A 21,308-nucleotide genomic window follows, 5' to 3' on the forward strand; every position below is an offset into this window, starting at 1 on the left:
AGTTCTCCGGCCTGCCTTGAAAGATCGTTCGAAGGAGGATCAGAATTCAGACCACTCTTCCTTCACGGCAGCGACGCTTGCCGCCTTGCCGGAAAAAGCTCTGGCGACGGTGGAGCGCAGCGCATTGGCCGGAGATGCGGCCGGCCGGGCTTCCGCCGATGCGGCGACAGGACGCGATGCAGCGGAAGGCGAACCGCCGACGTTGAACTGCCGAAGCAGGGCATCAAGGGCCTGGGCTTCCTGGGCGAGCTTGTGGCTTGCTGCAGTCTGCTGTTCCACCATGGCGGCATTCTGCTGAGTGCCCTGATCCATGGTGTTGACCGAGGTATTGATCTCCTGCAGCCCCGTGGACTGCTCGCGGGTAGAGATGACGATCGCGTGCAGGTGCTCGTTGATCTGCTGCACCTCCCCTACAATGGCCGCCAGTGCTTCCCCGGTCTCGCCAACCAGAGCCACGCCGGCATCCACCTGCTGGCTGGATGTCGTAATGAGCGACTTGATCTCCTTTGCCGCATTGGCCGAGCGCTGCGCAAGTTCGCGGACCTCCTGAGCGACAACGGCAAAGCCCTTGCCTGCATCGCCTGCGCGGGCTGCCTCGACGCCGGCATTCAGGGCAAGCAAGTTGGTCTGGAAGGCGATATCGTCGATGACGCTGATGATGTTGATGATCTCGCCGGAAGATTTCGAGATCTGCTCCATCGCCGAGACCGCGCGACGAACCACCTCACCCGATTTCTCCGCGCCGATACGGGCACGCTCGACACGCTGGCCAACGTCTTCGGCACGGCGGGCGGATTCCTTTACAGTCGTCGTCACCTCTTCAAGTGCTGCCGCCGTCTCTTCGACGGAAGCGGCCTGCTGCTCCGTGCGGCGGCCGAGGTCATCGGCAGCGGCGCGGATTTCAGCGGAACCGGCGCTGATGGCGGACGCATTTTCGCCGACCGCCCGAAGGGCTGCCTGCAGCTTGTCGAGCGCCTGGTTGAAATCGGTGCGAAGCCGGTCCAGGCGGCTCGCGAAGGGCTTTTCGAGGCGATAGGCGACATCGCCATCGGCGAGGTTCGCGAGGCCGGTCGCAAGCGAGTCCATGGCGAACTCGATCTCGGCAGCTTCGCGAGCCTTCTGAGCATCATTGGCAAGACGATCCCGCTCGGCAGTCTCCCGCAAAGCGTCCGTATCGTGAGCAAGACGCAGTTTTTCGATAGCCGCATCCTTGAAGACGGCAACGGCCTTGGCCATCCGACCGACCTCGTCGCCGCGGTCCAGAGCCGGCACGTCGATATCGTTATTGCCACCGGCAAGCTGGGTCATGGCCTCGGTCATGCCGACGATCGGCGTGACGATGGCGCGGGAGAGAGCCCAGACAAGTCCGGCAGCGATGAGGCCGGCAAGTCCGCCGCCGATCAGCAGCGTGAGGAGCAGGTCACGATGCGCGCCGGCCTGGGCGTCCTGCAAACCGGTTGTCAGAGCCAGTGCCTGCTTCTTGATCTTGGCCGCTGCATCGCGGAAGCCGTCAAGCTGGCCTTTGGCCTGATTGCGGCCGATCTCGATCACTTCATCGATCGGCTTGTCGGTGTTCTTGCGCGCATCCAATTGCGGTACGGTGAGTTGGGTATGGAAAACATCCGCAGCCGTCCGCATCTCGTCCAGCGAAGCGATCAGGTCGGGCATGCCGGCAGCCGCCGTCCTGGCGGCATCGATTGCGGCGATCATCCTGTCACGATTGTTGAAGACGTCATTATAGGTGCTGTCGCTTTTGAAGAGCAGGAAGCCGCGCTGGTTCACGGCCTGCTCCAGCATGGCCTCCAGCGCATTCTCCACCTGGGTCAGGACGGTCTGCGAGGCGACCTGCTGCGCCGAAGCACGGCTGGATTTCAAGGCCTGCCAATAAACACCGGCTGAGGCCAGGAGGCAGACGGACATCAAAGCTACGAAGGTGGTGATCAGCTTTTTATTGAGGGAAAGATTCTTAAGTGACATGACTACTTTCGCTTTTCTCGGATGACACGGCTCGAGCGTCTCCTCCGCGTGCCAGAAAAGCTCAAGTCGATTAAAATTGCGTTGAACATGCCGCTTAAGTTTTCACCCGCGACATACTTGCCAGGGACAGCAGAGCCGGGCATTGACTGCCGGTATGTCCAACACTTCTGAAAATCAGCGCCTCGACCAGCTTTTGGTATCATCGGGACTCTTCGAAAGCCGGTCTCGAGCGCGCGACGCGATTACCCGAGGCACCGTTACCGTCAATGGCCAGGTCATCACCAGGGCCGGGCAGACCTTTCCGGGGGATGCCACAATCACCGTAGACGATCCGGCCAAGGCCTATGTCTCCCGCGCGGCACTGAAGCTGGTCTCGGCGCTCGACCACTTCGAGCTCGATCAGAAGGGCAAGACCTGCCTCGACATCGGTGCATCGACCGGAGGATTTACCGAGGTCCTGCTGCAACGGGGAGCCGCACATGTCACCGCGATCGACGTGGGGCACGGCCAGATGCACGGACGGATCGCCGGCGACCCGCGTGTCACCAATATCGAAGGGCTGAATGCACGCAACCTTACCGCGGACGACCTTGGCGGCAAGGTGATCGATTTCGTCGTTTCGGACGTTTCGTTCATCTCGCTGAAGCTGGCACTGCCTCCGGCATTGAACCTTGCCCGGCACGGCGCCATATGCGTGCTTCTCGTCAAGCCACAGTTCGAGGCCGGCCGCGAAGCGATCGGCAAGGGCGGCCTTCTGCGGGATCCGGACACCGCTCCCATTGTGGCGGCAGAACTTGAACGCTGGCTGGTGGAAGACATGGGCTGGACGAGCCTCGGCCTCATCCCCTCCCCCATTGCCGGCGGCGACGGCAACCAGGAATTCCTGCTTGCAGGGCGGAAACCATAATGAGCACAGAAACGGTGAAGATCACACGCCTCGGCACGCAGGGCCACGGCATCGCAGAGGGCGCGCAGGGACCGATCTACGTACCCTATGCGCTGCCGGGCGAGACGGTGGCGATTGCCCGCAACGGCGGCCACGGCACGCTGATATCGATCACGGAGACTTCGACCGACCGCGTCGCGCCCCTCTGTCGGCATTTCGATCCGGATCGCGACGCCTGCGGCGGCTGTTCGCTGCAGCATCTGGCGGATGTGCCCTATCGCGCCTTCAAGCGTGATCTGGTCATCGAAGCGCTGAGATCCAGGGGGCTGACGCCGGAGGTCGGTGCACTCATCGCCGCTCATCCCGGCGAACGGCGGCGCGTCGTCCTCTCCGCCCGGAAGACGGAGAAGGATTTCCTGCTCGGCTTCAACCGCGCCGAAACGCATCACATCGTTTCGATCGAAGAATGTCCGATCGCCTCGCAAGGAATCATGGTGCGGCTCGGAGCAATCCGGGCGATCGGGCAAGTCCTTGCGACCGGTTCCGATACCTTCCGCATCACGGTGCTCGAAACGCTTTCCGGCCTCGACCTTGCCGCCGACGGCCTGAAGCCACTTTCCGACAAGCAGCGCCGCGCCGTGACCGAGACCGTGCTCAGCCTCAAGGGGATCGCCCGTGTCTCGGTGAACGGCGAGGTGGTCATCGAGCCGCAGAAGCCCGTGATCGATTTCGGTGGCGTGAAAGTCGCGCCGCCGCCAGGCGCTTTCACCCAGGCGACGAAACCGGCTGAGGACGCGATGGCCGAGCTCGTTCTCGCCCACGCGGGCAAGGCTAAGCGCGTGCTGGACCTTTTCGCGGGTTCGGGCACGTTCGCGCTGCGACTGGCCCGGATCGCCAGGGTGCATGCCGTCGAAAGCGAGGAAAAGCCGCTGAAGGCGCTGGAGCATGCCGCCCGCAACATGCAGGGCCTGAAACCCGTCACGATCGAGAAGCGCGATCTCTACCGCCGGCCGATGATGGTCCAGGAGTTGAAGAATTACGACGCCGTCGTCTTCGATCCGCCGCGCGCCGGCGCGGAAGCACAGATGAAGGAGCTTGCCCGCTCCACCGTGAAAACAGTCGCGGCAGTGAGCTGCAATCCGCTCACGCTCGCCCGCGATCTCAGGATTCTCGTCGACGGCGGCTATCGCATCAAATCAGTCGCGCCGATCGATCAGTTCCTCTGGTCACCACATGTGGAAGCAGTGGCGCTGCTGGAGAAATAGTCACCATCCTGCCAGATCGAGCGTGCCGCTTCCCACGACGTTCGGGCAACGGCAACGGCCACCGACGCGGCCCGCATCGGCACGGCAGACATAGGGCCGCGTGCGGTCGTCACTCTGGCGCGGCGGCACGACGCAGACATAGCGTTGCGGCCGCGGCGGACGATCGTCGGTGCGTGACTGGGTATTCCCCTGATACTGGACCAGCGACATGGCAGCATCGCCGCCAGCCATCGAGAGCTCGCCGGCACCGGCGGCAGAGCTTGAGATCAGCAGGATCGTCAGGCCCGACAGGATTTTGCGCATTGAGATTCTTCCTCTTTCCAGGAGGAATCTAACTCTGCTCATGCACCAAAAGAAGACGGTGGCCCGACATTCCCGCGCGGCAGCGTTAACGCCGCATGAAGGCCTCGAAGGCTGCGCGCGCCTCGGCGCTCCTGAGCTGTGCAGTGAAATGCACCAGCTCTTCGTCCATCCGGGCCAGAAGAGCGTCGCCATTGCCCTTCATGAGGTTGCGGGTGATCTTCAGTGCATGCGGCGGCTTCTTTGCGAGACTGTCGGCCAGAGCCAGGGTCTCCTTCTCCACGGCTTCCGGCTCCACCACTTTCCAGATCAGGCCTGCGGCACATGCGGCTTCGGCCGAGATGCTTTCACCGGCCACCAGCATGGCGAAGGCGCGCTGATGCCCCAGCACCCGCGGCATGAGCAGGCTGGATCCGGCTTCAGGAACCAGGGCCAGATCGACGAACGGCGTTCTGAACAGGCTGCGCGAGGAGGCAATCGTCATGTCGCAATGCAGGTTAAGCGTGGTGCCGATGCCGATCGCCAATCCGTCGACGCCGGAAATCAGCGGCTTCTCGATTGTCGCAAGCGCCTGGAGAAACTCGAACGCCGCCGGAGGCCCGCCGCCTTCCTTCAGCGCAAAATTCAGGAAGTCGCTCAGATCGTTGCCTGCGGAAAAGCAGCCTTCCGTGCCAAGAAAAGCAACGACGCGAACGGCCTGATGATTGGCGGCCTCGTGCAGGGCCTGCGTCATCCGCGCATACATGGCCGTGGTGATGGCGTTCTTCTTTTCCGGCCGGTTGAACCGGATCAACATGACGCCCGGATGGGTTTCGGGATGCTCTACAAGGATATGATCGTCGCTCACGGGCAGGCTTCCTCTCAGGCAAGAATGGCGCGGGCGGCTTCAAGGCTCGCCGCGCCGGAGATAACACGATCCTTGAGCGCCGAGGTCTCGGCGAGCAGGTTTTCCGCCATGAAGCGGCAGAGCGCGACGCGCTTTTCCGTGCCGCCGTCACCGATATCCACCAGGGCACCTTTCGCAAGGTAGCAGCCGGTGAGTGTCAAGCCGAACAGGCGCTGATAGGGTGTCGCCCCGGCGAGCGCATCCGCGCTTCTTCCGTCAGCCTGCACCTCGAGGAGCCAGTTGGTAGCAGCCTCCAGTGCGAAGACTGCGGCGCGCAACCGGTCGCCGCTTTCACCGAAAGCCGTATCGTTCGAGGCGGCGACGCTCTCGGCGATCTCCTTCAGTTCGCCAATGAAACCGCGTACCTGTTCACCGGCCGACAACGGCAGTTTCCGGGTGACCAGATCGATCGCCTGGATACCGTTGGTGCCCTCGTAGATCGGCGCGATGCGGGCGTCGCGCAGATAACGGGCTGCACCCGTTTCCTCGATGAAGCCCATGCCGCCATGCACCTGGATGCCCAGCGAGGCGACCTCGACCCCGATATCTGTCGCGAAGGATTTGGCAACAGGCGTCAAAAGTGCGGCCCGCTCGGACCAGTGGCGAGCTTCGTCGCCTTCGGCGTGATGCGACATGTCGATTGCGTAGGCGCAGGCATAGCAGATGGCGCGTGCCCCCTGAGTCAGCGCTTTCATGGTGATCAGTGTGCCGGCAATATCGGGATGTTCGATGATCGGGCTCATATCCCCCCGCTGGCCCTCGCCAGTCCAGCCAGGCGCCCTGCCCTGCGTCCGCTCATGGGCATAGGCGACTGCCTTCTGGGTCGCTGCCTCGGCGATTGCAACGCCTTGCATGCCGACCGCAAGGCGAGCGTTGTTCATCATGGTGAACATGCAGGCAAGCCCCTTGTTCTCCTCGCCGATCAGCCAGCCAATCGCGCCCTTCTCTTCGCCGTTTTCCGGGTGGAACCTGCCGTCGCCATAGATCATCGTGCAGGTCGGTGCGCCATGAATGCCGAGCTTGTGCTCGATCGAATGACAGAAGACGTCGTTGCGGGCGCCGAGCGAGCCATCGTCATCGACCAGGAATTTCGGCACGAGGAACAGCGAAATGCCGCGCGTACCAGCCGGCGCATCGGGTAGCCGCGCCAGAACGAGATGGATGATGTTGTCGGCGGCGTCATGCTCGCCCCAGGTGATGAAGATCTTCTGGCCGAAGATGCGATAGGTGCCGTCACCGCGACGCTCGGCACGGGTCTTCAGGACGCCCAGGTCGGAGCCGGCATGCGGCTCGGTGAGGTTCATGGTGCCGGTCCATTCGCCGGACACCATTTTTTCGAGATATTTCTCCTTGAGCACTTCGCTGCCGTGAGCGGCGATGGCCTCGATCGCGCCCATGGTGAGCGTCGGCGCCAGCGCGAAAGCCATGGACGCGGAATTCCACATTTCCAGAGCGGCAACGTTCAGCATGTGCGGCAGATGCTGGCCGCCGAAGGCTTCCGGCGCGGTCAGCCCGTTCCAGCCGCCCTCCCGCCAGTGGCGGTAGAGTTCGGGCCAGCCGTCCGGTGTCTTCACCTCACCGCCGATGAGCCGGGCGCCCTGTTTGTCGCCAATTTCGCCGAGCGGCGCTATCTCATTGGTGGCGAACCGTCCCGCTTCGTCCAGAATAGCATTGACCAAGTCGGAACTGAGGTCGCCGAACCGGCCGATCTCCACGGCATCCGCAAGGCCTGCCACATGGTTCAGCGTGAAGGCGATTTCCTCGACCGGTGCCTTATACATGATGCTCCTCCTCGTCGGCGCATTCAGCCAATTTCGGTTATTCCCCTCCTGCTTTTTACGTAAACGTAAATGGAATTGTCAACGCTCACGCGAATCCGAAAAACACAGCAAGTGACCGGGTCACGGAAATCATCGTCTCATCATCAATACGGCCGAAGACTTTTCCCAGTTTATCGCGCCTTACAGTCATCGTCTTGTCGACCATGATCTGCGAAGGCTTGTTAAGCGTATTCGTGGCATCTGGCTGCACTGTAAGGCGAACAAGGGGCGCATTCACCAGCGTGCTGGAAAGCAGCAAAACTGTAAGGGTGTCCGTCTCGTCGAACAGATCAGATTGGACTATGAGCGCGGGGCGCGGCTTGCCGAAATCGCCGGTTAAGGCGACCGTGACGAGATCCCCTCTTTGCATCACGGTTCACCGAGATCTGCCAGAGCCTCATCCAGAAAATTCAGCAGATCGGGATCTGCAGCGTCCGCTGCTGCGACCACTCTCGATTGGCGGCGGCACTCTTCTGCAAAACCTGGACGTCGCGTATCAGGCACCCAAATTTGCAGCGGCCGCAAACCGGCCGCCCGAAGACTTTCGCGACGCTTCCTGACGCGCTCACTTACCGAAGAAGGCATATCACAATACTCCGACAATCCGTTACATGTAACACAAGGCTGCACGTCTTTCAAGGGCCCGATGACCCTTTAGAGAATCTTGTTGAAACCAGCGTTACACAAGGGGCTTAAGGAGATGCCTCATGCCGCCGGATTCATCACCCATGTCGCTCGTTGCTCCTGCCATCCCGGGCCTTGTCTGGGCCTATCACTTTCGTCCTGGCTCAGCCCCCTGCACCCGCCTGCCGATCGATGTGGCGCGCAGCGACCTCGATGTCAGCGAAGGCTTTCTCTGGCTGCATCTCAATCTCGCCGACACGCGAGTCAATGCATTCCTCGAGAACTTTCCGGGCCTGACGCCGCCGGCCTTCACGGCACTTACCACTCATGACACGCATGCGGCGATCACGCTTGACGAGCAGCTCGTCTACGGCACGCTGGTCGATTTCCAGCGGGAATTCGACAGCGAGACCCGCGATATCGGCTGGCTGCACTTCTTCGTCTCCGACAGGGTGATCATCACGACCCGCCTGCAGCCACTCCGATCCGTCGATCGGATGCGAGCGGCGATCGAAAAGAATGCCTCCCGCTACAGACGTCCGATCGACGTGTTCGAAACCCTGGTCGCCGAATTCCAGCGCACGCTGATCAGCCTGGTGATGGAGCTCACCGAAGAACTGAACCTCATCGAAGATTTCGTCTACGACAATACGCCGCGCGACGAGCGCCGCCGGCTCGCCCCCGTGCGGCGCACCGTGGTTCGGCTGCACCGTCACCTCAGAACCGTGCTGACGCTGATGCGGCGCGCCGCGGCGGCCGACGACGACGAGATGCCGCCCGGTTTCGACGACGTGGCCTCACGGCTGGTCGGCCGGCTGGAGGCGGTGGATCACGATGTTTACGCACTGCAGGAACGTGCCCGGCTGCTGCATGAGGAAATTGACTCGAAGCTCTCCTCCGAGACGAACCGGCACCTCTACATTCTGTCGCTGATGACGGCATTCCTGCTGCCGCCAACGCTGGTCACCGGCTTCTTCGGGATGAACACCTCGTCCCTTCCTTTCGCAGAAGGCACGAACGGCACCGGCTACGCCCTCAGCCTGATAGGCGTGTCGGTGCTTGCTGCCTGGTGGCTGCTGAGGCGCACCGGTATTCTCTGACCCGATCAAATGAAAAGCCCGCCCGGCTTGTGCCGGACGGGCCTTCAAAGCTACGCCTGATGATAGGCCTCAGTAATAAGGCGAATAGCAGGGCTGACGCGGGCCGTTATAGGGCTGGAACGTGTTGGAATAGGAATCGTAAGAACGATAGCGGGCGGAACACCATTCATAGTGACGCGGATTGAGGCCACCGCTATAGGACGGCGCCGGAGCCACGTAGCGCGGCTGCGAGGCAATGGCACCGCCGATGATTGCGCCGGCGCCAAACGCCGCCAACGGGAACCAATAGCCGTTGTAGTAACGATGGTGTGGCCGGCGGTCGCGATAACCACGATAGCCATTGTAATAACCGTCTCGGTAGCCATTCCTATACGCGTCGCGGCGCCAGTGACGGCGCTCCCACCGATCATGGCGATCCCGGTATTGTACCTGGGTCACATCCGACCTTTCCGTAACCGCGGCCGGCGCCGCGGGAAGCGGCATAGCCTGAGCCGGCATCAGGGAGCCAGCCAGAACGGCGACGGAAATACCAGCGGCGGCGATCTTCCTGAACAGCGTCATATCAAGTCTCCATACCCTGTTGTTATCTTTTCTTTCAATTCTCTGCGCCAAGCAGCGTCTCTTATATCAGACGGCTGAACTTCACAGCGACCCTAGGGAATTCATCCTGAATGCGCGATTAACGCTTCCGACAGAAAACCCGGCCCGGGCCGCGTGCCCGAACCGGGTTCCATATCCAGCCCCGGAAAGCTTCACCGATATGGCGAAATGCATTGTGCGCGCACGCCAACGCGCGGCACGTAGGTATTGTCGTACGCACGATAGGTGCGATAGCGGCTCTCGCACCAGGCGACATGCCGGCTGGAATAACCGGCGCGATCGTTTGCAATCGCCCCGCCGATGATCGCCCCCGTGGCAAAGGCTGCCAGCGGGAACCAGAAGCCGTTGTGATAGCGATAACCCGGCCGGCGGTCACGATAACCGCGATGGCCGTTGTACCAGCCATAACGGTCGCGGTCACGATGCCAATCGCGACGATCTCGATATTGGACCTGCGTTATGGTGGTCGAGGTTGAAATGCCGGAGATCGGCTGCGTCTGGAAAGCCTGAGCGGGCGTAAGGCTCGTGAGCGCTACGGCAAAGGCTGCCGCAACCGTGGTCAAACGCAAACGAATGGCATTCATCCTGATGTTTCCCTGTGGTTAATTTCACTTGGGAACAACGCGGATGCGGAAGCTTGGTTCCTCGGGAACCCGGACCCAGGCCGATCACGAACGAGCGATCTGCCCGCCGGCAGGAATGTCACGCCACGATCGAAAGCTTCGCCTGCTCATCCCCCTGCAGGCGGTTGACCATGAAGTTCGAATACCACTCGACGAACTGCATGACGCCGCCCTCGTGGACCGCCGAGTAAGGCCCCGGCTCATAGGCCGGCGAGCGGATGCCGAAGGCGTTCTCCTCGACGATCTGACGGTCCTGATCGTTGGTCATGTTCCACACATGCGTCAGTTCTTCGAGATCGTAATCGACGCCTTCGACCGCATCCTTATGGACCAGCCATTTGGTGGTGACCGCCGTTTCCTCCGGGCCGAGCGGCGTGACGCGGAAGGAGATCGCGTGGTCGCCCAGCATATGGTTCCAGGTGGTCGGATAGTGGAAAAGCAACATGGTGCCGATGCCGTCGATCGTCACGCCGTCTGAAAGCTGGCGGACGACGGCCTTCCTCCCCGACATGGTGTAGCTTTCAGCGCCTTCGATCAACGGCATGCGGGCGACGCGGAACTGGCCATCCGGAGATATCCGGAACTCGCTCGGCAGATTGGCCGCCTCGCAGCGCCGCCAGTGTTCGGTGATGACGGGATCGTCAATGGCGCCGGCCACACCGCTGACGGTCGGCGCTTCCGGGAACGTGCGGCAGAGCTCCGGGTGATTGCCGACACAATGATAGCACTCGCGGTTGTTTTCCCAGACGAGTTTCCAGTTGCCCTTTTCGATGATCGTCGACTGATGGGCGACCTTGGCTTCCGAAAGGCGATGCGGCGCCATGTAGGGCTCGATTGCCGCGCGGACGGGTGCGAAGTCCGGCGCCTCGTTGGCGAGGCAGATGAAGATATAGCCAGCAACGCTTTCGCAATGGACCTTCTTCAAGCCGAACTGGCTCTTGTCGAAATCCTGGCCCATCTGGCGGGCGGCCATCAGCGAGCCGTCGAGCTCGTAGGTCCACTGGTGGTAAGGACAGACGAGGCGGACTGCCGAACCGCTCTCCTTGGTGCAGACCCGGCTGCCGCGATGGCGGCAGGTATTGTGAAGCGCCCGGATCCGGCCGTCGCGACCGCGCACGATGACGACCGGATAGTCTCCGATCTGCAGCGTGAAATAGCTTCCGGCCTTCGGCAGTTCGCAATCGTGGCCGACGAACAGCCAGTCACGGTACCAGATCATTTCGAGGTCGAGCTTGTAATAGTCCGGGTCGGTATAGAAGGCCTGTTCGAGGCTGAAGCCTTCACGGCGGTTCTTCAATTGCCGCAGGACCTGACTGCGAATTTTCATCTTGCCTTCCTCGTCAATGCTGCCTTCAAGCGGCCTGCGAAAAGGACATGGAAAAGCCAGCCGGCCTCAGCCTGCCAGTCTCCTTGTCCGAACGCCCGCCGCGATCGGTCAAAATCTCGTTCACTTCAGGCTGGTTTCCGGGCTCAGGAGCTGCCCCTTGCGGGACCGGCCTGGCGCCTTCCCGGGCAGCCTTTGCGGCTCTTTCCCAGTGGCTTCCGCCAGGCCTTCGAGCTCCACCACCGTTGCGGGGGCAGCGCCGGGCTTCGACCGGCTTCCCAATTCTCCGCCCCTCCCTAGCGGGACGGCACCTTGAGCTTGAGGCGGATATAACCATCCTCCAAACTTGCCGCATAGATGACATTGCGACATCGGCAACCGCATTGACGACGGCCTTTCTCAAGCCTCGCGAAAGGGAAACTCGTCATTAAGAGTTGAATCCTAAAATCCCGGCCTCAATGGGAGCGGCGCCATCGTGCAGGCAAAGGCAAAGATCCGCTACTTCGAAGCTCCTCCGCCGGCTCCTCCTGTTCCGGCGGCGACAAAAACGACCGTGCATTCGGAATTTCTGCGGACCGGGCGCATCACACGCTACAAGCCAATCTGGGCACCGGAGGAACGCCGTTATCTCAGTTACACCGAGGTCGCGGAACGCACAGGCAAGCGATTGGAGGCCGCAGGCGAAAAAAGCCACGAGCGGATCAACGCCTTCCACCGCTCAATCCAGTTCCCTAAGGTCATCTTCCATCGCACGCTCGATGACCGTCCGCATCTCGGCTATTGCCACGTGACGGCCGCCCGGACTCTCCTCGCGTCTCGCGTGCCGGTGCGCTGGTCTTTCTACATCGCCAATTTCTTCTCTGAGATCGGTGAGGATGAAGAGAAATTCTTCGAGCGCATCAGCCATATGAATGCGCGTATGTATTTCGCGGTCGCGATCGAAAGCGAGCCTGGCCAGCCTTTTCGGATCAACCGCTCGATCCGCAGGAACGGGCTCCTGTTCAGGACCGACGATCCGATGGAGGCGATCAAGAACGTGCTGATGCTCGGTGCTTCAAGCGAAGCGCTTCGCGAAATCATCAAAAAGCTTTGACGGCGGACGAGTCCGCGTTATTGACGGCGGACATGACAGCCGAAATCATAGACATCACCACGGATCGCGAAAAGGCGCTCGAGCGCGCCTGTGCCGTCCTGGCAGACGGTTTTCCTGTCGCGATCCCGACCGAGACGGTTTACGGACTTGCGGCAGACGCCACCAATCCCGCCGCTATCACCCGAATCTACGAGACCAAGGGTCGGCCGCGTTTCAACCCGCTGATCTGCCACATGTCCGACCTCGCCATGGCCGAGCGCTATGCGGTCTTCGACCCCGTCTCGGAAAAGCTTGCCGAGACCTTCTGGCCCGGACCGCTGACGCTGATCCTGCCGTTGAGGCCCGAAAGCGGCATCCACTCGCTGGCGACGGCCGGGCTCGACACGGTCGGCATCCGTCTGCCGAAAGGTTTTGCCGCCGACCTCATCCGCGCCTATGGCAAACCGCTCGCCGCCCCCAGCGCCAATACGTCCGGCGGAGTGAGTCCGACAAGCGCCCGACATGTGGCGGACGACCTGGGCGACAAATTGAAGCTCGTCATCGACGGCGGCGCAGCACCGGTCGGCGTTGAATCGACCATCCTCCGCGTCGAAGGTGGCGCACTCCGGCTGCTGCGGCCCGGTGGGGTTGCCGCAGAGGAAATAGAAACGGCAACGGGGCTGACCGTCATCCGGCCTGAAGGTCCCGCAGCGATCATCGAGGCGCCCGGCATGCTTGCCTCCCACTATGCGCCGGGTGCGAGCGTGCGGCTCAACGCCGATCATGTCGAGCCGGGCGAGGTGTTGATCCGCCTCGGCGCGGTTCCGGTGAAGGGAATCGAACAGGCCGCTGCAATTTTCGACCTCAGTCCCTCCGGCGATCTTGCCGAGGCGGCCGCAAATCTGTTCGATTACCTGAAGCGCGCCGATGCGACCGGTGCCACCCGTATCGCCGTCACACCCATTCCGGGTCACGGTCTCGGCGAGGCGATCAACGACCGGCTGGCCCGCGCCGCAGCGCCGCGGAAATAAGAGGAGACGCCGATGGACATTTCGGGACCCAAACCAGAGCTTCTCGACCGCTTTGCGGCGATCGTCGGCGAAAACCATGTGCTGCGCGACCAGCAAGACCTCGCGCCGCATCTCATCGAGGGCCGTGGACTTTACCAAGGCTCCTCGCCAATGCTGCTCAAGCCGGGCTCCACGCAGGAGGTTTCGGCAGTCCTCAAGCTTGCAAGCGAAACCGGCACGCCGATCGTGCCGCAGACCGGCAATACCGGCCTTGTCGGCGGCCAGACCCCGCGCACCGGCGGCAATGACCTAATCGTCTCGCTTGAACGCATGAACCACATCCGCGATGTGGATCCGGTCGCCAATGTGCTTGTTGCCGATGGCGGCGCGATTCTTGCCGATGTGCAGAAGGCGGCAGAAGCGGTCAACCGGCTGTTCCCCTTATCGCTCGGCTCCGAAGGTTCCTGCCGCATCGGCGGCAACCTTTCCACCAATGCCGGTGGTACGGCCGTGCTCGCCTACGGCAACATGCGCCAGCTCTGCCTCGGCCTCGAGGTGGTGCTCCCGACGGGGGAGATCTGGGACGGCCTGCGACGGCTCAAGAAGGACAATACCGGTTACGACCTGCGTGACATGTTCATTGGTGCTGAGGGAACTCTCGGCATCATCACCGGCGCGGTGCTGAAGCTTTTTCCGCAGCCGGTCGGCCATCAGGTGGCGCTCGCGGGCCTCAACTCGCCCGAGGATGCTCTCAAACTCTTCGAACGGGCCTCGAACCTCTGCGGCACGGCGCTGACCGGCTTCGAACTGATGCCGCGCATCGGCATCGAGTTTACCACCCGCCATATCGAAGGCGTGCGTGACCCTCTTTCGGATCTGCATCCCTGGTACGCCCTGATCGACATCTCCACTTCCGATTCCGCCGAGACGGCGCAGACCATGGTTCAGTCGCTGCTCGAACAGGGATTCGAGGCAGGTCTCATACGCGACGCGGTGATTGCCTCCTCAGTCGCCCAGCAGAGGGCACTCTGGCATATGCGGGAAAGCATGTCGGACGCCCAGAAGCCGGAGGGCGGCTCGATCAAGCACGACGTTTCCGTGCCGGTCTCGAAAATCCCGTCCTTCATGGCGGAGGCGGACAAGGCGGTGGTGGCAGCCGTTCCCGGCGCCCGCATCTGCGCCTTCGGCCATCTCGGTGACGGCAACATCCACTACAACATTTCCCAGCCGGTCAGTGCGGACATGAAGGCCGACAAGGCCGCCTTCATCGCCCGCTGGCGGGAAGTCAACGAGATCGTGCATGGTATCGTGCTCGCTGCCGGCGGCTCCATCTCCGCCGAACACGGTATCGGCCAGTTGAAGCGCGACGAACTCGCCCATATCCGATCGCCGATCGAAATGGACCTGATGCGACGCATCAAGAGGGCTTTCGATCCGGCCGGTATCATGAATCCCGGCAAGGTGCTCGTTCCATGAGCCGGGCGCCGAAGACGACGATCCGCATCGACCTCGACAATGGCGTGCGACTCGGCCCGGGCAAGGCGCAACTCCTCGAACTCATCGCCGAGCACGGTTCGATCCGGGCCGCCGGCGCGGCAATCGGCATGTCCTACCGGCGTGCCTGGCTGCTCGGCGACGAAATCAACCGGATGTTCCGGGAACCGTCGATTTCCACCCGCCACGGAGGAAAAAGCGGTGGTGGGGCCGGTCTCACCGAATTCGGCCGGGAACTGCTCTCCCGTTACCGGCGCATGGAAGAGGCAAGCCGCGACGCGATGCGCGCCGATCTCGACTGGTTGGCGGCCAATACGGATCTGAATTTCGAATCGTCCGACAAGAGCGACGAAACCTGAAACCCGACCAGCCCAACACTCGCCTTAGCCCATCCTGATCTGAGACAGTGCCCAGAGCGTATCGGCACTGATGCCGGCTGAACTGCCGCTGAGAATATCGGCCGCCGACGCGGTCGTCGTGGCATTGCTCTCGATGTCGTACATGACGGTGAACCGCCTGATCAGCTTGTCGAGCTTTTCCGGGTCGGACAAATCCTCGAGATCGAGATTCTTCTCGACCAGTTTCGCCTGCTGATCGACGTCCATATTGCCGATTTCCTCCGGCAGGCTGAACGTGATACGGAAGAACTCCATCAGCGCCTCATCGCCGAGGATGACATAGGGATCGGTGATGGTGTCGGCCATGCGCTGGAAATAGAGTGCCAGGCGGACACCCGCGTTTTCCTCGCCTTCCTGGGTTTCAAGCAGCTGCCGTATATAGTTGCTCTCGGTCGCAGCGATCTCGCCGCCGTTCTGGGCCTTGCCGGCAGCGCTGCGGTCGATGTCACCCTTGGCATCGAAGTTGAAGGTGCCGACGATCTGGGCAAATCTCTTGTCCGTTTGCGTATTGACGAAACTCGCCGGGTCGCTCAGATCGGAATTGAAGGCCTGTTTCAGGAAGTCGTCCGTCACCGTCGAGGGGTCTATCCCTTTCGAGGTCAGGAGGATATCGAGCAGCTTGCGGTCCGCCAGCAATTCATCGCGGCTGTCGATGCGCTGCATGGTTTCGGTATAGTATTTCGTTTCTTCCTCGGCCTTCTTCTTGGCAGCTTCCAGCTCATCGCCCTCAAGGAAGCGGGTCTTGCGCAGGATATAGTCCCTGGCGACATTGGTGATCGCCGCATTGGACTGGGCAAGCACCGGCGCGGTCACATCGCCATCCTTGCCGAAATTGAACAGCTTCGCGAGCGTGATGAAGCGCTCGTCCTTCAGCTGATAGATATAGCTGTCCGGATCGGAGAGGTCGCTCTTCAATGCGTATTTGATCGTCAATTTCGAGACGGAAGAGGGGTCGAGGCCGACTGCCTCCAGGGCGAACTCATAACTGGTCTGCGCGTCGCTGCTCAGGAAATCGTCAAGTGTTTCGATGGCCGCGAGGTCCAGTTTGTAGAACTTGATCGTCTTTGCAAGATCCTCTTCCTGCTTGTCATCCCAGCGGCTGAAATAGTTGCTGCGGGTCTTGCTGGTCTGCTGGGCGGTCTGGGCTTCACCGGCCGCAACCGTGCCGTCCGTATTGAAATTGAAGGCTTTCGCCAGTTCCAGATATTGCGGCCGGTCCTTGCCGTAGACATTGGCGTAGCTGTCGGGATCGTCGAGATCGCTGGTCAGAATCTGGTCGATCGTCGATTTTACGATATAGCTCTCGTTCAAGTCGAAGGCCGATTTTATGTACTGCAGGATACGCGGATCGTCTATCAGATCGGTGACGTTCGTCGCCGTCGCGATCTTCTGCTCGAAGAGTTCCTGATTGAACATCGCTTCGGCATGCGTCACCTGCGTCTGCTTGTTGAAATAGCCGCCCACGATTTCCTGCAGCTTTTCCGCTGTTACGGCGCCGTCGGCCGGGACGGTACCGTCCGCATTGAACTGGAAATCCTCGGCGAGGGATTTCATCACTTCCAGGTAGGCGGCATCAGACTTTGTACCGCTGATGATCTTCGCCAGTTCGGCGCGCCGCTGGGCCGACTGCTCGACGGGAACCAGCTTGGCATTCAACTCTTCAAGACGGGGTTGCTGCTCTTCGAAACTGGCCTGATCCTTTGCGATCAGCGCCTCCGTCTCGGTCAGTTGCGTCTGCAAAGCGTCGATCTCAGGCTGCAGAACATCGGGATCGCCACCATTGTCCAATTCATCCTGCTTGGCGGCGATCTGGGCCTCAAGATCGGCCTTCAGCTGCTCCCCCAACGCAATCGAGTCCTGAAGTTCGAGAATCCCTTCCCGTTCCTCCAGTTCGGCGTCCTCGGCCACGGCGGCATCGTATTGGTCCAGCCGGCTGCCGTAAGCGGTGTTATAGTAACTGTCCGGATCATCCGGATCGCTGGTCAGCACGCCGCGGATGGCGGTGTAATTGTAGTATTTCCCATCAATGCCATAGGCAGTGAACATATATTCGCGCAGCCGGTCGTTCCTCAGGAATTCATCGACATTATCGATGTTGCCGGTCGTCCCGAGCATCACCTGGAAGTATCGCGTGTCTTCCTCGATCTTGTCCGACTGCGAGGCGATCGTCTGATCATAGGTATCGAAGAGCTCTTCCATCTGGCCGTCCGATTGGGCGACAGCGACATCCGAGGTGGACGAACCGAAGTTGAATGCAGCGGCGAAATCCTTGTACCGATCATCGGTGAGGCGGTTGGCGAAGCTGTTATCATCGCTGAGATCGCTTTCCAGGACCTGCTTCATGAAGGCCTTGGCATAGATCATCTCATCCAGACCGTAGGCGGTCATGGCGTAGGAATAGAGCCGATAGTTGTCCAGGAATTCGTCGACCGTTTTTATCTTGCCGATGTTTTCCTGGTAATATTTCGAATCGTTGGCGACGGTGGTCTGGTTGGCAACCTGCTTCAGGCTTTTCTGGAGATCGCGATTGACGAGATCGAAAGTCAGATAGGTCGATACCATGGACAGGCCCCGCGAGTCGGAATGATGCTGCCGCAAGCATTGCAGGATAGCCTTGCCCGTGGCTTTTCAAGCTTCGGCCCGACAATCTCTTCTGTCCCGCGCCTGTACAATTTCTGCGATTCACTTTCCGGAAACCCAAAGGGGTGCGCTTTCGCTAACCATTCAGGCAGGCAAAGCTTCCTTAACCGCGATTTTTAAGCAGTCTCGAACATGCCAGCCCTATGCTCCAACTGCAGAGGACAAAAGTCCCGCAGAGAAACCGGCAACGGCTCTCAGGTAAAACAAGGGTAGCATACCGATGACCAACACTGTTCTGAAGCCCATATGGGCAGGGTCGACATTGAGGCTCGATCCGTCTCGTTTCCCGCAGCAGGTTACCTATGCGCTGCGCGAGACATCAGGAGATGTCACTATCACCATCGACGAGCGCGGCGCCGTGCTGCGCAAGATCCTTCCCTCGAGCGGCCTGCCGCTCTCCTTCGCTCTCCCTGCCCGCGCGTTCAAGGGTGTCGCCGCGCGTGCCATCGACCACGGTGACGGCGAAGTGACCGTCACACTGGAACTCCATCACGAAGATCCGGATCTCTGCATCCCGCTTCTGGTCGCCCACGACCTCTGCGACATCGCCGCCGACTGGCGGAGCTGGTCGGATGCGTTCCGCATCCCGATGCTGATGGTGGAAGCCGACGGCATTGCCCGCCCGCTCGAAAACCATATCGGCGATGTGCGCTCGAACGGCACGGCTGCACGCCGCCGCCATTCCTATTTTGCCGGCCGCCGCCCCCGTTTCCTGGTCCGCCGGACCACCGGCAGCCTCGGTGTGACGATGAAAATCGAAGGCAAGGAGATCATTGCGCGCCGCTGAGGCCTTGTTTGTCCCTTTGGCCTCCGCCGCTCGCGATAAGAAAGAAGCCCGACCCTCAGCCGGTCGGGCTTCTTTCCTTTTGAAGACTAAACGGCAAGCGACAGGACAAGGCCCAGGAACAGGGTCGTGCCGACGTGGTGGTTGAACTTGAAAAGTCTCAGGCACTGTTCGGCATTGTCGATGTCGAGGATGAGCACCTGCCAGGCGAACATGATCGCCGCTGCGAGAAGGCCGAGATAGGCGAAGAACCCGACGCCGGCTGCGGCAAAGGCAAAGATCAGGAAGAGCAGCGTGAAACCGTAAAGGCCAATCAGCCACCGCTTGGTATCCTCGCCGAAGAGGCGTGCCGTCGAGCGTACGCCGATCAGCGCATCGTCCTCCTTGTCCTGATGAGCATAGATCGTGTCGTAACCGATCGTCCAGGAGATGGCGGCAAGATAAAGCCAGAGAGGCGCCCATGACAGGCTGCCAAAGACGCCGGCCCAACCCATCAGCGCGCCCCAGGAGAAGGCAAGGCCCAGGAAGAATTGCGGCCAGTCGGTAAAGCGCTTGGCGAAGGGATAGACCGCCACCACGCCGAGCGACAGGATGCCAAGCACGATCGTAAAGGCGTTGAACTGGATCAGCACCAGAAGACCGACAAGCGCCTGCACTGCCAGAAACACCTTGGCCTCAAAACGAGACACACGGCCAGACGGCAGAGGGCGCGATCGGGTGCGCGCCACCTCCATATCGATATTGTGATCGACAAGATCGTTATAGGTGCAGCCGGCACCACGCATGGCGACTGCGCCAATAAAGAACAGGATCAGATGGAAAAGAAAAAGCCCGAGGGAAAACATCCCCTCGTCCTGCGCGGCATTGGCCGCGAGCGCCGCCGACCAGAAGCACGGCCACATGAGGAGCTGCCAGCCGATCGGCCGGTCCCAGCGGGCAAGCTGTGCATAGGGCCAGGCCGGCCGCGGCAGAACGCGGTAGACCCAGTTGTCCGAAGGGGCGTCAGCCACGCGGCCCGTAAAATCGTCGGCATTCGTCATGCCGAGGTTCTAGCGCCCGCCGGAGCCGGCGGTCAAGCGGGGCGGAAACGCCCCGCTTCCCGACCATTCAGACCGCGACCCTGTCGAGCGGCACGCGGCGCTGTTCGAAGGCCTTCAGCTCCGCCTCGCGCTCGTAGATATAGTTCCGATTGTCGGGAACGGTGGTGCGCTTCTTGACGATCTGCATCTGGAAGATGAAGAAGTTCTCGTGGGTGAAGGCCATTTCCGAACCGGCGAGATAGAACTCCCACATGCGCACGAATCGCTCGTCGTAGATGGCGGCCGCCTTCTCCTTGTTCGCCATGAAGCGCTCACGCCAGTGGCGCAGCGTATAGGCATAGTGCATCGGCAGGATTTCGATGTCAGAGACGAGCAGGCCCGCCTTTTCCACAGCCGGCATCACCTCGGCGATCGAGGGAATGTAACCGCCCGGGAAGATGTATTTCTCGATCCAGGGATTGTTGTAGATCGCCGGATAGGGCTGGCCGATCGAGTGCAGCACCATGACGCCGTCATCGGCCAGCACGTCATTCACCTTGTTGAAGAACTTGCGGTAGTTCAGCCGGCCCACATGTTCGAACATGCCGACGGAGACGATGCGGTCGTATTGGCGCGGCGGCAGGTAGTAGTAGTCCTGCAATTCGAAGCGGACGCTGTTGGCAAGTCCGCGCTTGGCGGCGCGCTCGCGGGAGATCTTGAGCTGTTCCGTCGACAGCGTGATGCCGGTGACATCGACGCCTGATGATTCGGCGAGATACATGGCCATGCCGCCCCAGCCCGAACCGATTTCCAGCGCCCGCTGGCCGGGCTCGGCAAGCAGTTTCGCAACGATATGGCGCTTCTTGGCTACCTGCGCCTCATCCAGCGAAACGCCCGGCGGATTGAAATAGGCACAGGAATACTGCCAGTCCTCGTCCAGAAACAGCGAGAACAGCCTCTCGTCCAGATCATAATGATGGGCGACGTTCCGCCGGTTGTGGTTGACCGGCACGCGATTGCGGAACTGCGATGCCACCATCCGCGCAACGCCACGCAGGATCATCCCGAAGGTCAGGCCCTCACGCAGCGTATTGTCCTTGATGAGCGCGAGGAACTCGTAGATATCGCCCTCTTCGACGCGTAGCCGGCCATCCATATAGAGTTCGCCGAGCTTGAGTTGCGGATCGCTCACAAGTTCCCGTTCCGCCGCTTCGTCCACAAAGCGGATGGTTACTGCCCTGCCTCCTCCTCCGCCGTAGCGCTGCTCGCCACCCGAGCCGCGAACGGTCAGGGTGCCGGTCTTGATGATTGTGTTGAAGAGATTGTGAAGGGACGAGGCCATGGACCCACCTCCATAGATACTAAGGCTGCCTTACTAAATCGAAAATCTAATAATTTCTCTGCGACTTTCAAGCACATTCCCGCCATGAAAATGACACAAAAAAACAAGCCGTCAAACCCATGCCTGACGACCTGCATCTTATGG

20 protein-coding genes and 1 riboswitch are annotated in these 21,308 nt (G+C 61.0%); of the genes, 8 read left to right on the top strand and 12 right to left on the bottom strand.

Going from position 1 to position 21,308, the window contains the following annotated elements; genetic code table 11:
* Positions 1-39: 39 nt before the first annotated feature.
* Positions 40-1,977 carry a methyl-accepting chemotaxis protein gene (locus JL39_RS27310; protein WP_037158243.1) on the bottom strand — a complete coding sequence of 646 codons (1,938 nt, stop codon included), beginning with the start codon at positions 1,975-1,977 and terminating at the stop codon, positions 40-42.
* Positions 1,978-2,131: 154 nt separating this feature from the next.
* On the opposite strand from JL39_RS27310, the gene JL39_RS27315 reads away from it, so the two are divergent.
* Together JL39_RS27315 and JL39_RS27320 are read left to right on the top strand one after the other, a co-directional pair.
* Positions 2,132-2,884, top strand: coding sequence for a TlyA family RNA methyltransferase (locus JL39_RS27315; RefSeq protein ID WP_037158245.1), 753 nt, complete (start codon positions 2,132-2,134; stop codon positions 2,882-2,884).
* Positions 2,884-4,128 carry a class I SAM-dependent RNA methyltransferase gene (locus JL39_RS27320; protein ID WP_037158248.1) on the top strand — a complete coding sequence of 415 codons (1,245 nt, stop codon included), beginning with the start codon at positions 2,884-2,886 and terminating at the stop codon, positions 4,126-4,128. The genes JL39_RS27315 and JL39_RS27320 overlap by 1 nt, the downstream gene beginning before the upstream one ends.
* On the opposite strand, the gene JL39_RS30670 is transcribed toward JL39_RS27320, so the two are convergent.
* The 5 genes from JL39_RS30670 to JL39_RS31345 all read right to left on the bottom strand — a co-directional run bounded on the left by JL39_RS30670 (position 4,129) and on the right by JL39_RS31345 (position 7,719).
* A complete protein-coding gene (locus tag JL39_RS30670) occupies positions 4,129-4,431 on the bottom strand; it encodes a hypothetical protein (RefSeq protein WP_052183148.1) in 303 nt (100 codons plus the stop codon).
* Positions 4,432-4,516: 85 nt separating this feature from the next.
* Positions 4,517-5,275: a crotonase/enoyl-CoA hydratase family protein gene (locus JL39_RS27330; RefSeq protein WP_037158251.1), complete on the bottom strand. Its 759-nt coding sequence runs from the start codon at positions 5,273-5,275 to the stop codon at positions 4,517-4,519.
* Positions 5,276-5,289: 14 nt separating this feature from the next.
* Positions 5,290-7,095 carry an acyl-CoA dehydrogenase gene (locus JL39_RS27335; RefSeq protein ID WP_037158254.1) on the bottom strand — a complete coding sequence of 602 codons (1,806 nt, stop codon included), beginning with the start codon at positions 7,093-7,095 and terminating at the stop codon, positions 5,290-5,292.
* An 85-nt stretch (positions 7,096-7,180) separates the two neighbouring features.
* Positions 7,181-7,504 (bottom strand): type II toxin-antitoxin system PemK/MazF family toxin, encoded by a 324-nt coding sequence (locus tag JL39_RS27340; protein WP_037158256.1) that lies wholly within the window; start codon positions 7,502-7,504, stop codon positions 7,181-7,183.
* Entirely contained in the window at positions 7,504-7,719 is a 216-nt protein-coding gene (locus JL39_RS31345; protein ID WP_081953014.1) for an antitoxin MazE family protein, read from the bottom strand. The genes JL39_RS27340 and JL39_RS31345 overlap by 1 nt, the downstream gene beginning before the upstream one ends.
* A 143-nt stretch (positions 7,720-7,862) precedes the next feature.
* Between JL39_RS31345 and JL39_RS27345 the strand changes: the two genes are divergently transcribed.
* Positions 7,863-8,858: a transporter gene (locus JL39_RS27345; RefSeq protein WP_037159853.1), complete on the top strand. Its 996-nt coding sequence runs from the start codon at positions 7,863-7,865 to the stop codon at positions 8,856-8,858.
* A gap of 69 nt (positions 8,859-8,927) precedes the next feature.
* On the opposite strand, the gene JL39_RS27350 is transcribed toward JL39_RS27345, so the two are convergent.
* The 3 genes from JL39_RS27350 to JL39_RS27360 all read right to left on the bottom strand — a co-directional run bounded on the left by JL39_RS27350 (position 8,928) and on the right by JL39_RS27360 (position 11,408).
* Positions 8,928-9,419, bottom strand: a complete 492-nt coding sequence (locus tag JL39_RS27350) for a BA14K family protein (protein ID WP_037158258.1) — start codon at positions 9,417-9,419, stop codon at positions 8,928-8,930.
* A 191-nt stretch (positions 9,420-9,610) separates the two neighbouring features.
* Positions 9,611-10,042: a BA14K family protein gene (locus JL39_RS27355; RefSeq protein WP_037158259.1), complete on the bottom strand. Its 432-nt coding sequence runs from the start codon at positions 10,040-10,042 to the stop codon at positions 9,611-9,613.
* A gap of 118 nt (positions 10,043-10,160) precedes the next feature.
* Entirely contained in the window at positions 10,161-11,408 is a 1,248-nt protein-coding gene (locus JL39_RS27360) for an aromatic ring-hydroxylating dioxygenase subunit alpha (RefSeq protein WP_037158261.1), read from the bottom strand.
* A gap of 110 nt (positions 11,409-11,518) precedes the next feature.
* Positions 11,519-11,735, bottom strand: a riboswitch (cobalamin riboswitch).
* Between the two features lie 145 nt (positions 11,736-11,880).
* On the opposite strand from JL39_RS27360, the gene JL39_RS27365 reads away from it, so the two are divergent.
* The 4 genes from JL39_RS27365 to JL39_RS27380 are packed head-to-tail and all read left to right on the top strand — an operon-like array spanning position 11,881 to position 15,340.
* Positions 11,881-12,498 carry a DUF6656 family protein gene (locus tag JL39_RS27365; RefSeq protein ID WP_037158263.1) on the top strand — a complete coding sequence of 206 codons (618 nt, stop codon included), beginning with the start codon at positions 11,881-11,883 and terminating at the stop codon, positions 12,496-12,498.
* Positions 12,499-12,530: 32 nt separating this feature from the next.
* On the top strand, positions 12,531-13,508 hold the full coding sequence (locus JL39_RS27370; RefSeq protein WP_037158265.1) for an L-threonylcarbamoyladenylate synthase: 978 nt from the start codon (positions 12,531-12,533) through the stop codon (positions 13,506-13,508).
* A gap of 12 nt (positions 13,509-13,520) precedes the next feature.
* Complete coding sequence (locus tag JL39_RS27375; protein WP_037158267.1) at positions 13,521-14,963, top strand: FAD-binding oxidoreductase; 1,443 nt, start codon at positions 13,521-13,523, stop codon at positions 14,961-14,963.
* The gene (locus JL39_RS27380; protein ID WP_037158269.1) at positions 14,960-15,340 is read left to right on the top strand and encodes a transcriptional regulator; all 381 of its coding nucleotides are present in this window, start codon (positions 14,960-14,962) and stop codon (positions 15,338-15,340) included. Before JL39_RS27375 ends, JL39_RS27380 begins: the two co-directional genes overlap by 4 nt.
* Positions 15,341-15,364: 24 nt before the next feature.
* Here JL39_RS27380 and JL39_RS27385 read toward each other — a convergent pair whose 3' ends face one another.
* Entirely contained in the window at positions 15,365-17,941 is a 2,577-nt protein-coding gene (locus JL39_RS27385; RefSeq protein WP_037159855.1) for a DUF1217 domain-containing protein, read from the bottom strand.
* Positions 17,942-18,239: 298 nt separating this feature from the next.
* Here JL39_RS27385 and JL39_RS27390 point away from each other — a divergent pair, with 298 nt between their 5' ends.
* Entirely contained in the window at positions 18,240-18,806 is a 567-nt protein-coding gene (locus tag JL39_RS27390; protein ID WP_037158271.1) for a DUF6101 family protein, read from the top strand.
* Between the two features lie 86 nt (positions 18,807-18,892).
* Here JL39_RS27390 and ubiA read toward each other — a convergent pair whose 3' ends face one another.
* Both ubiA and JL39_RS27400 read right to left on the bottom strand, forming a co-directional pair.
* Positions 18,893-19,843 carry a 4-hydroxybenzoate octaprenyltransferase gene (gene ubiA / locus JL39_RS27395; RefSeq protein WP_037158273.1) on the bottom strand — a complete coding sequence of 317 codons (951 nt, stop codon included), beginning with the start codon at positions 19,841-19,843 and terminating at the stop codon, positions 18,893-18,895.
* A gap of 67 nt (positions 19,844-19,910) precedes the next feature.
* Positions 19,911-21,164: a cyclopropane-fatty-acyl-phospholipid synthase family protein gene (locus JL39_RS27400; protein ID WP_037158274.1), complete on the bottom strand. Its 1,254-nt coding sequence runs from the start codon at positions 21,162-21,164 to the stop codon at positions 19,911-19,913.
* Between the last annotated feature and the right edge of the window lie 144 nt (positions 21,165-21,308).

The sequence above is a fragment of the Rhizobium sp. YS-1r genome, from assembly GCF_000757525.1.
Classification (GTDB): Bacteria; Pseudomonadota; Alphaproteobacteria; order Rhizobiales; family Rhizobiaceae; genus Neorhizobium; species Neorhizobium petrolearium.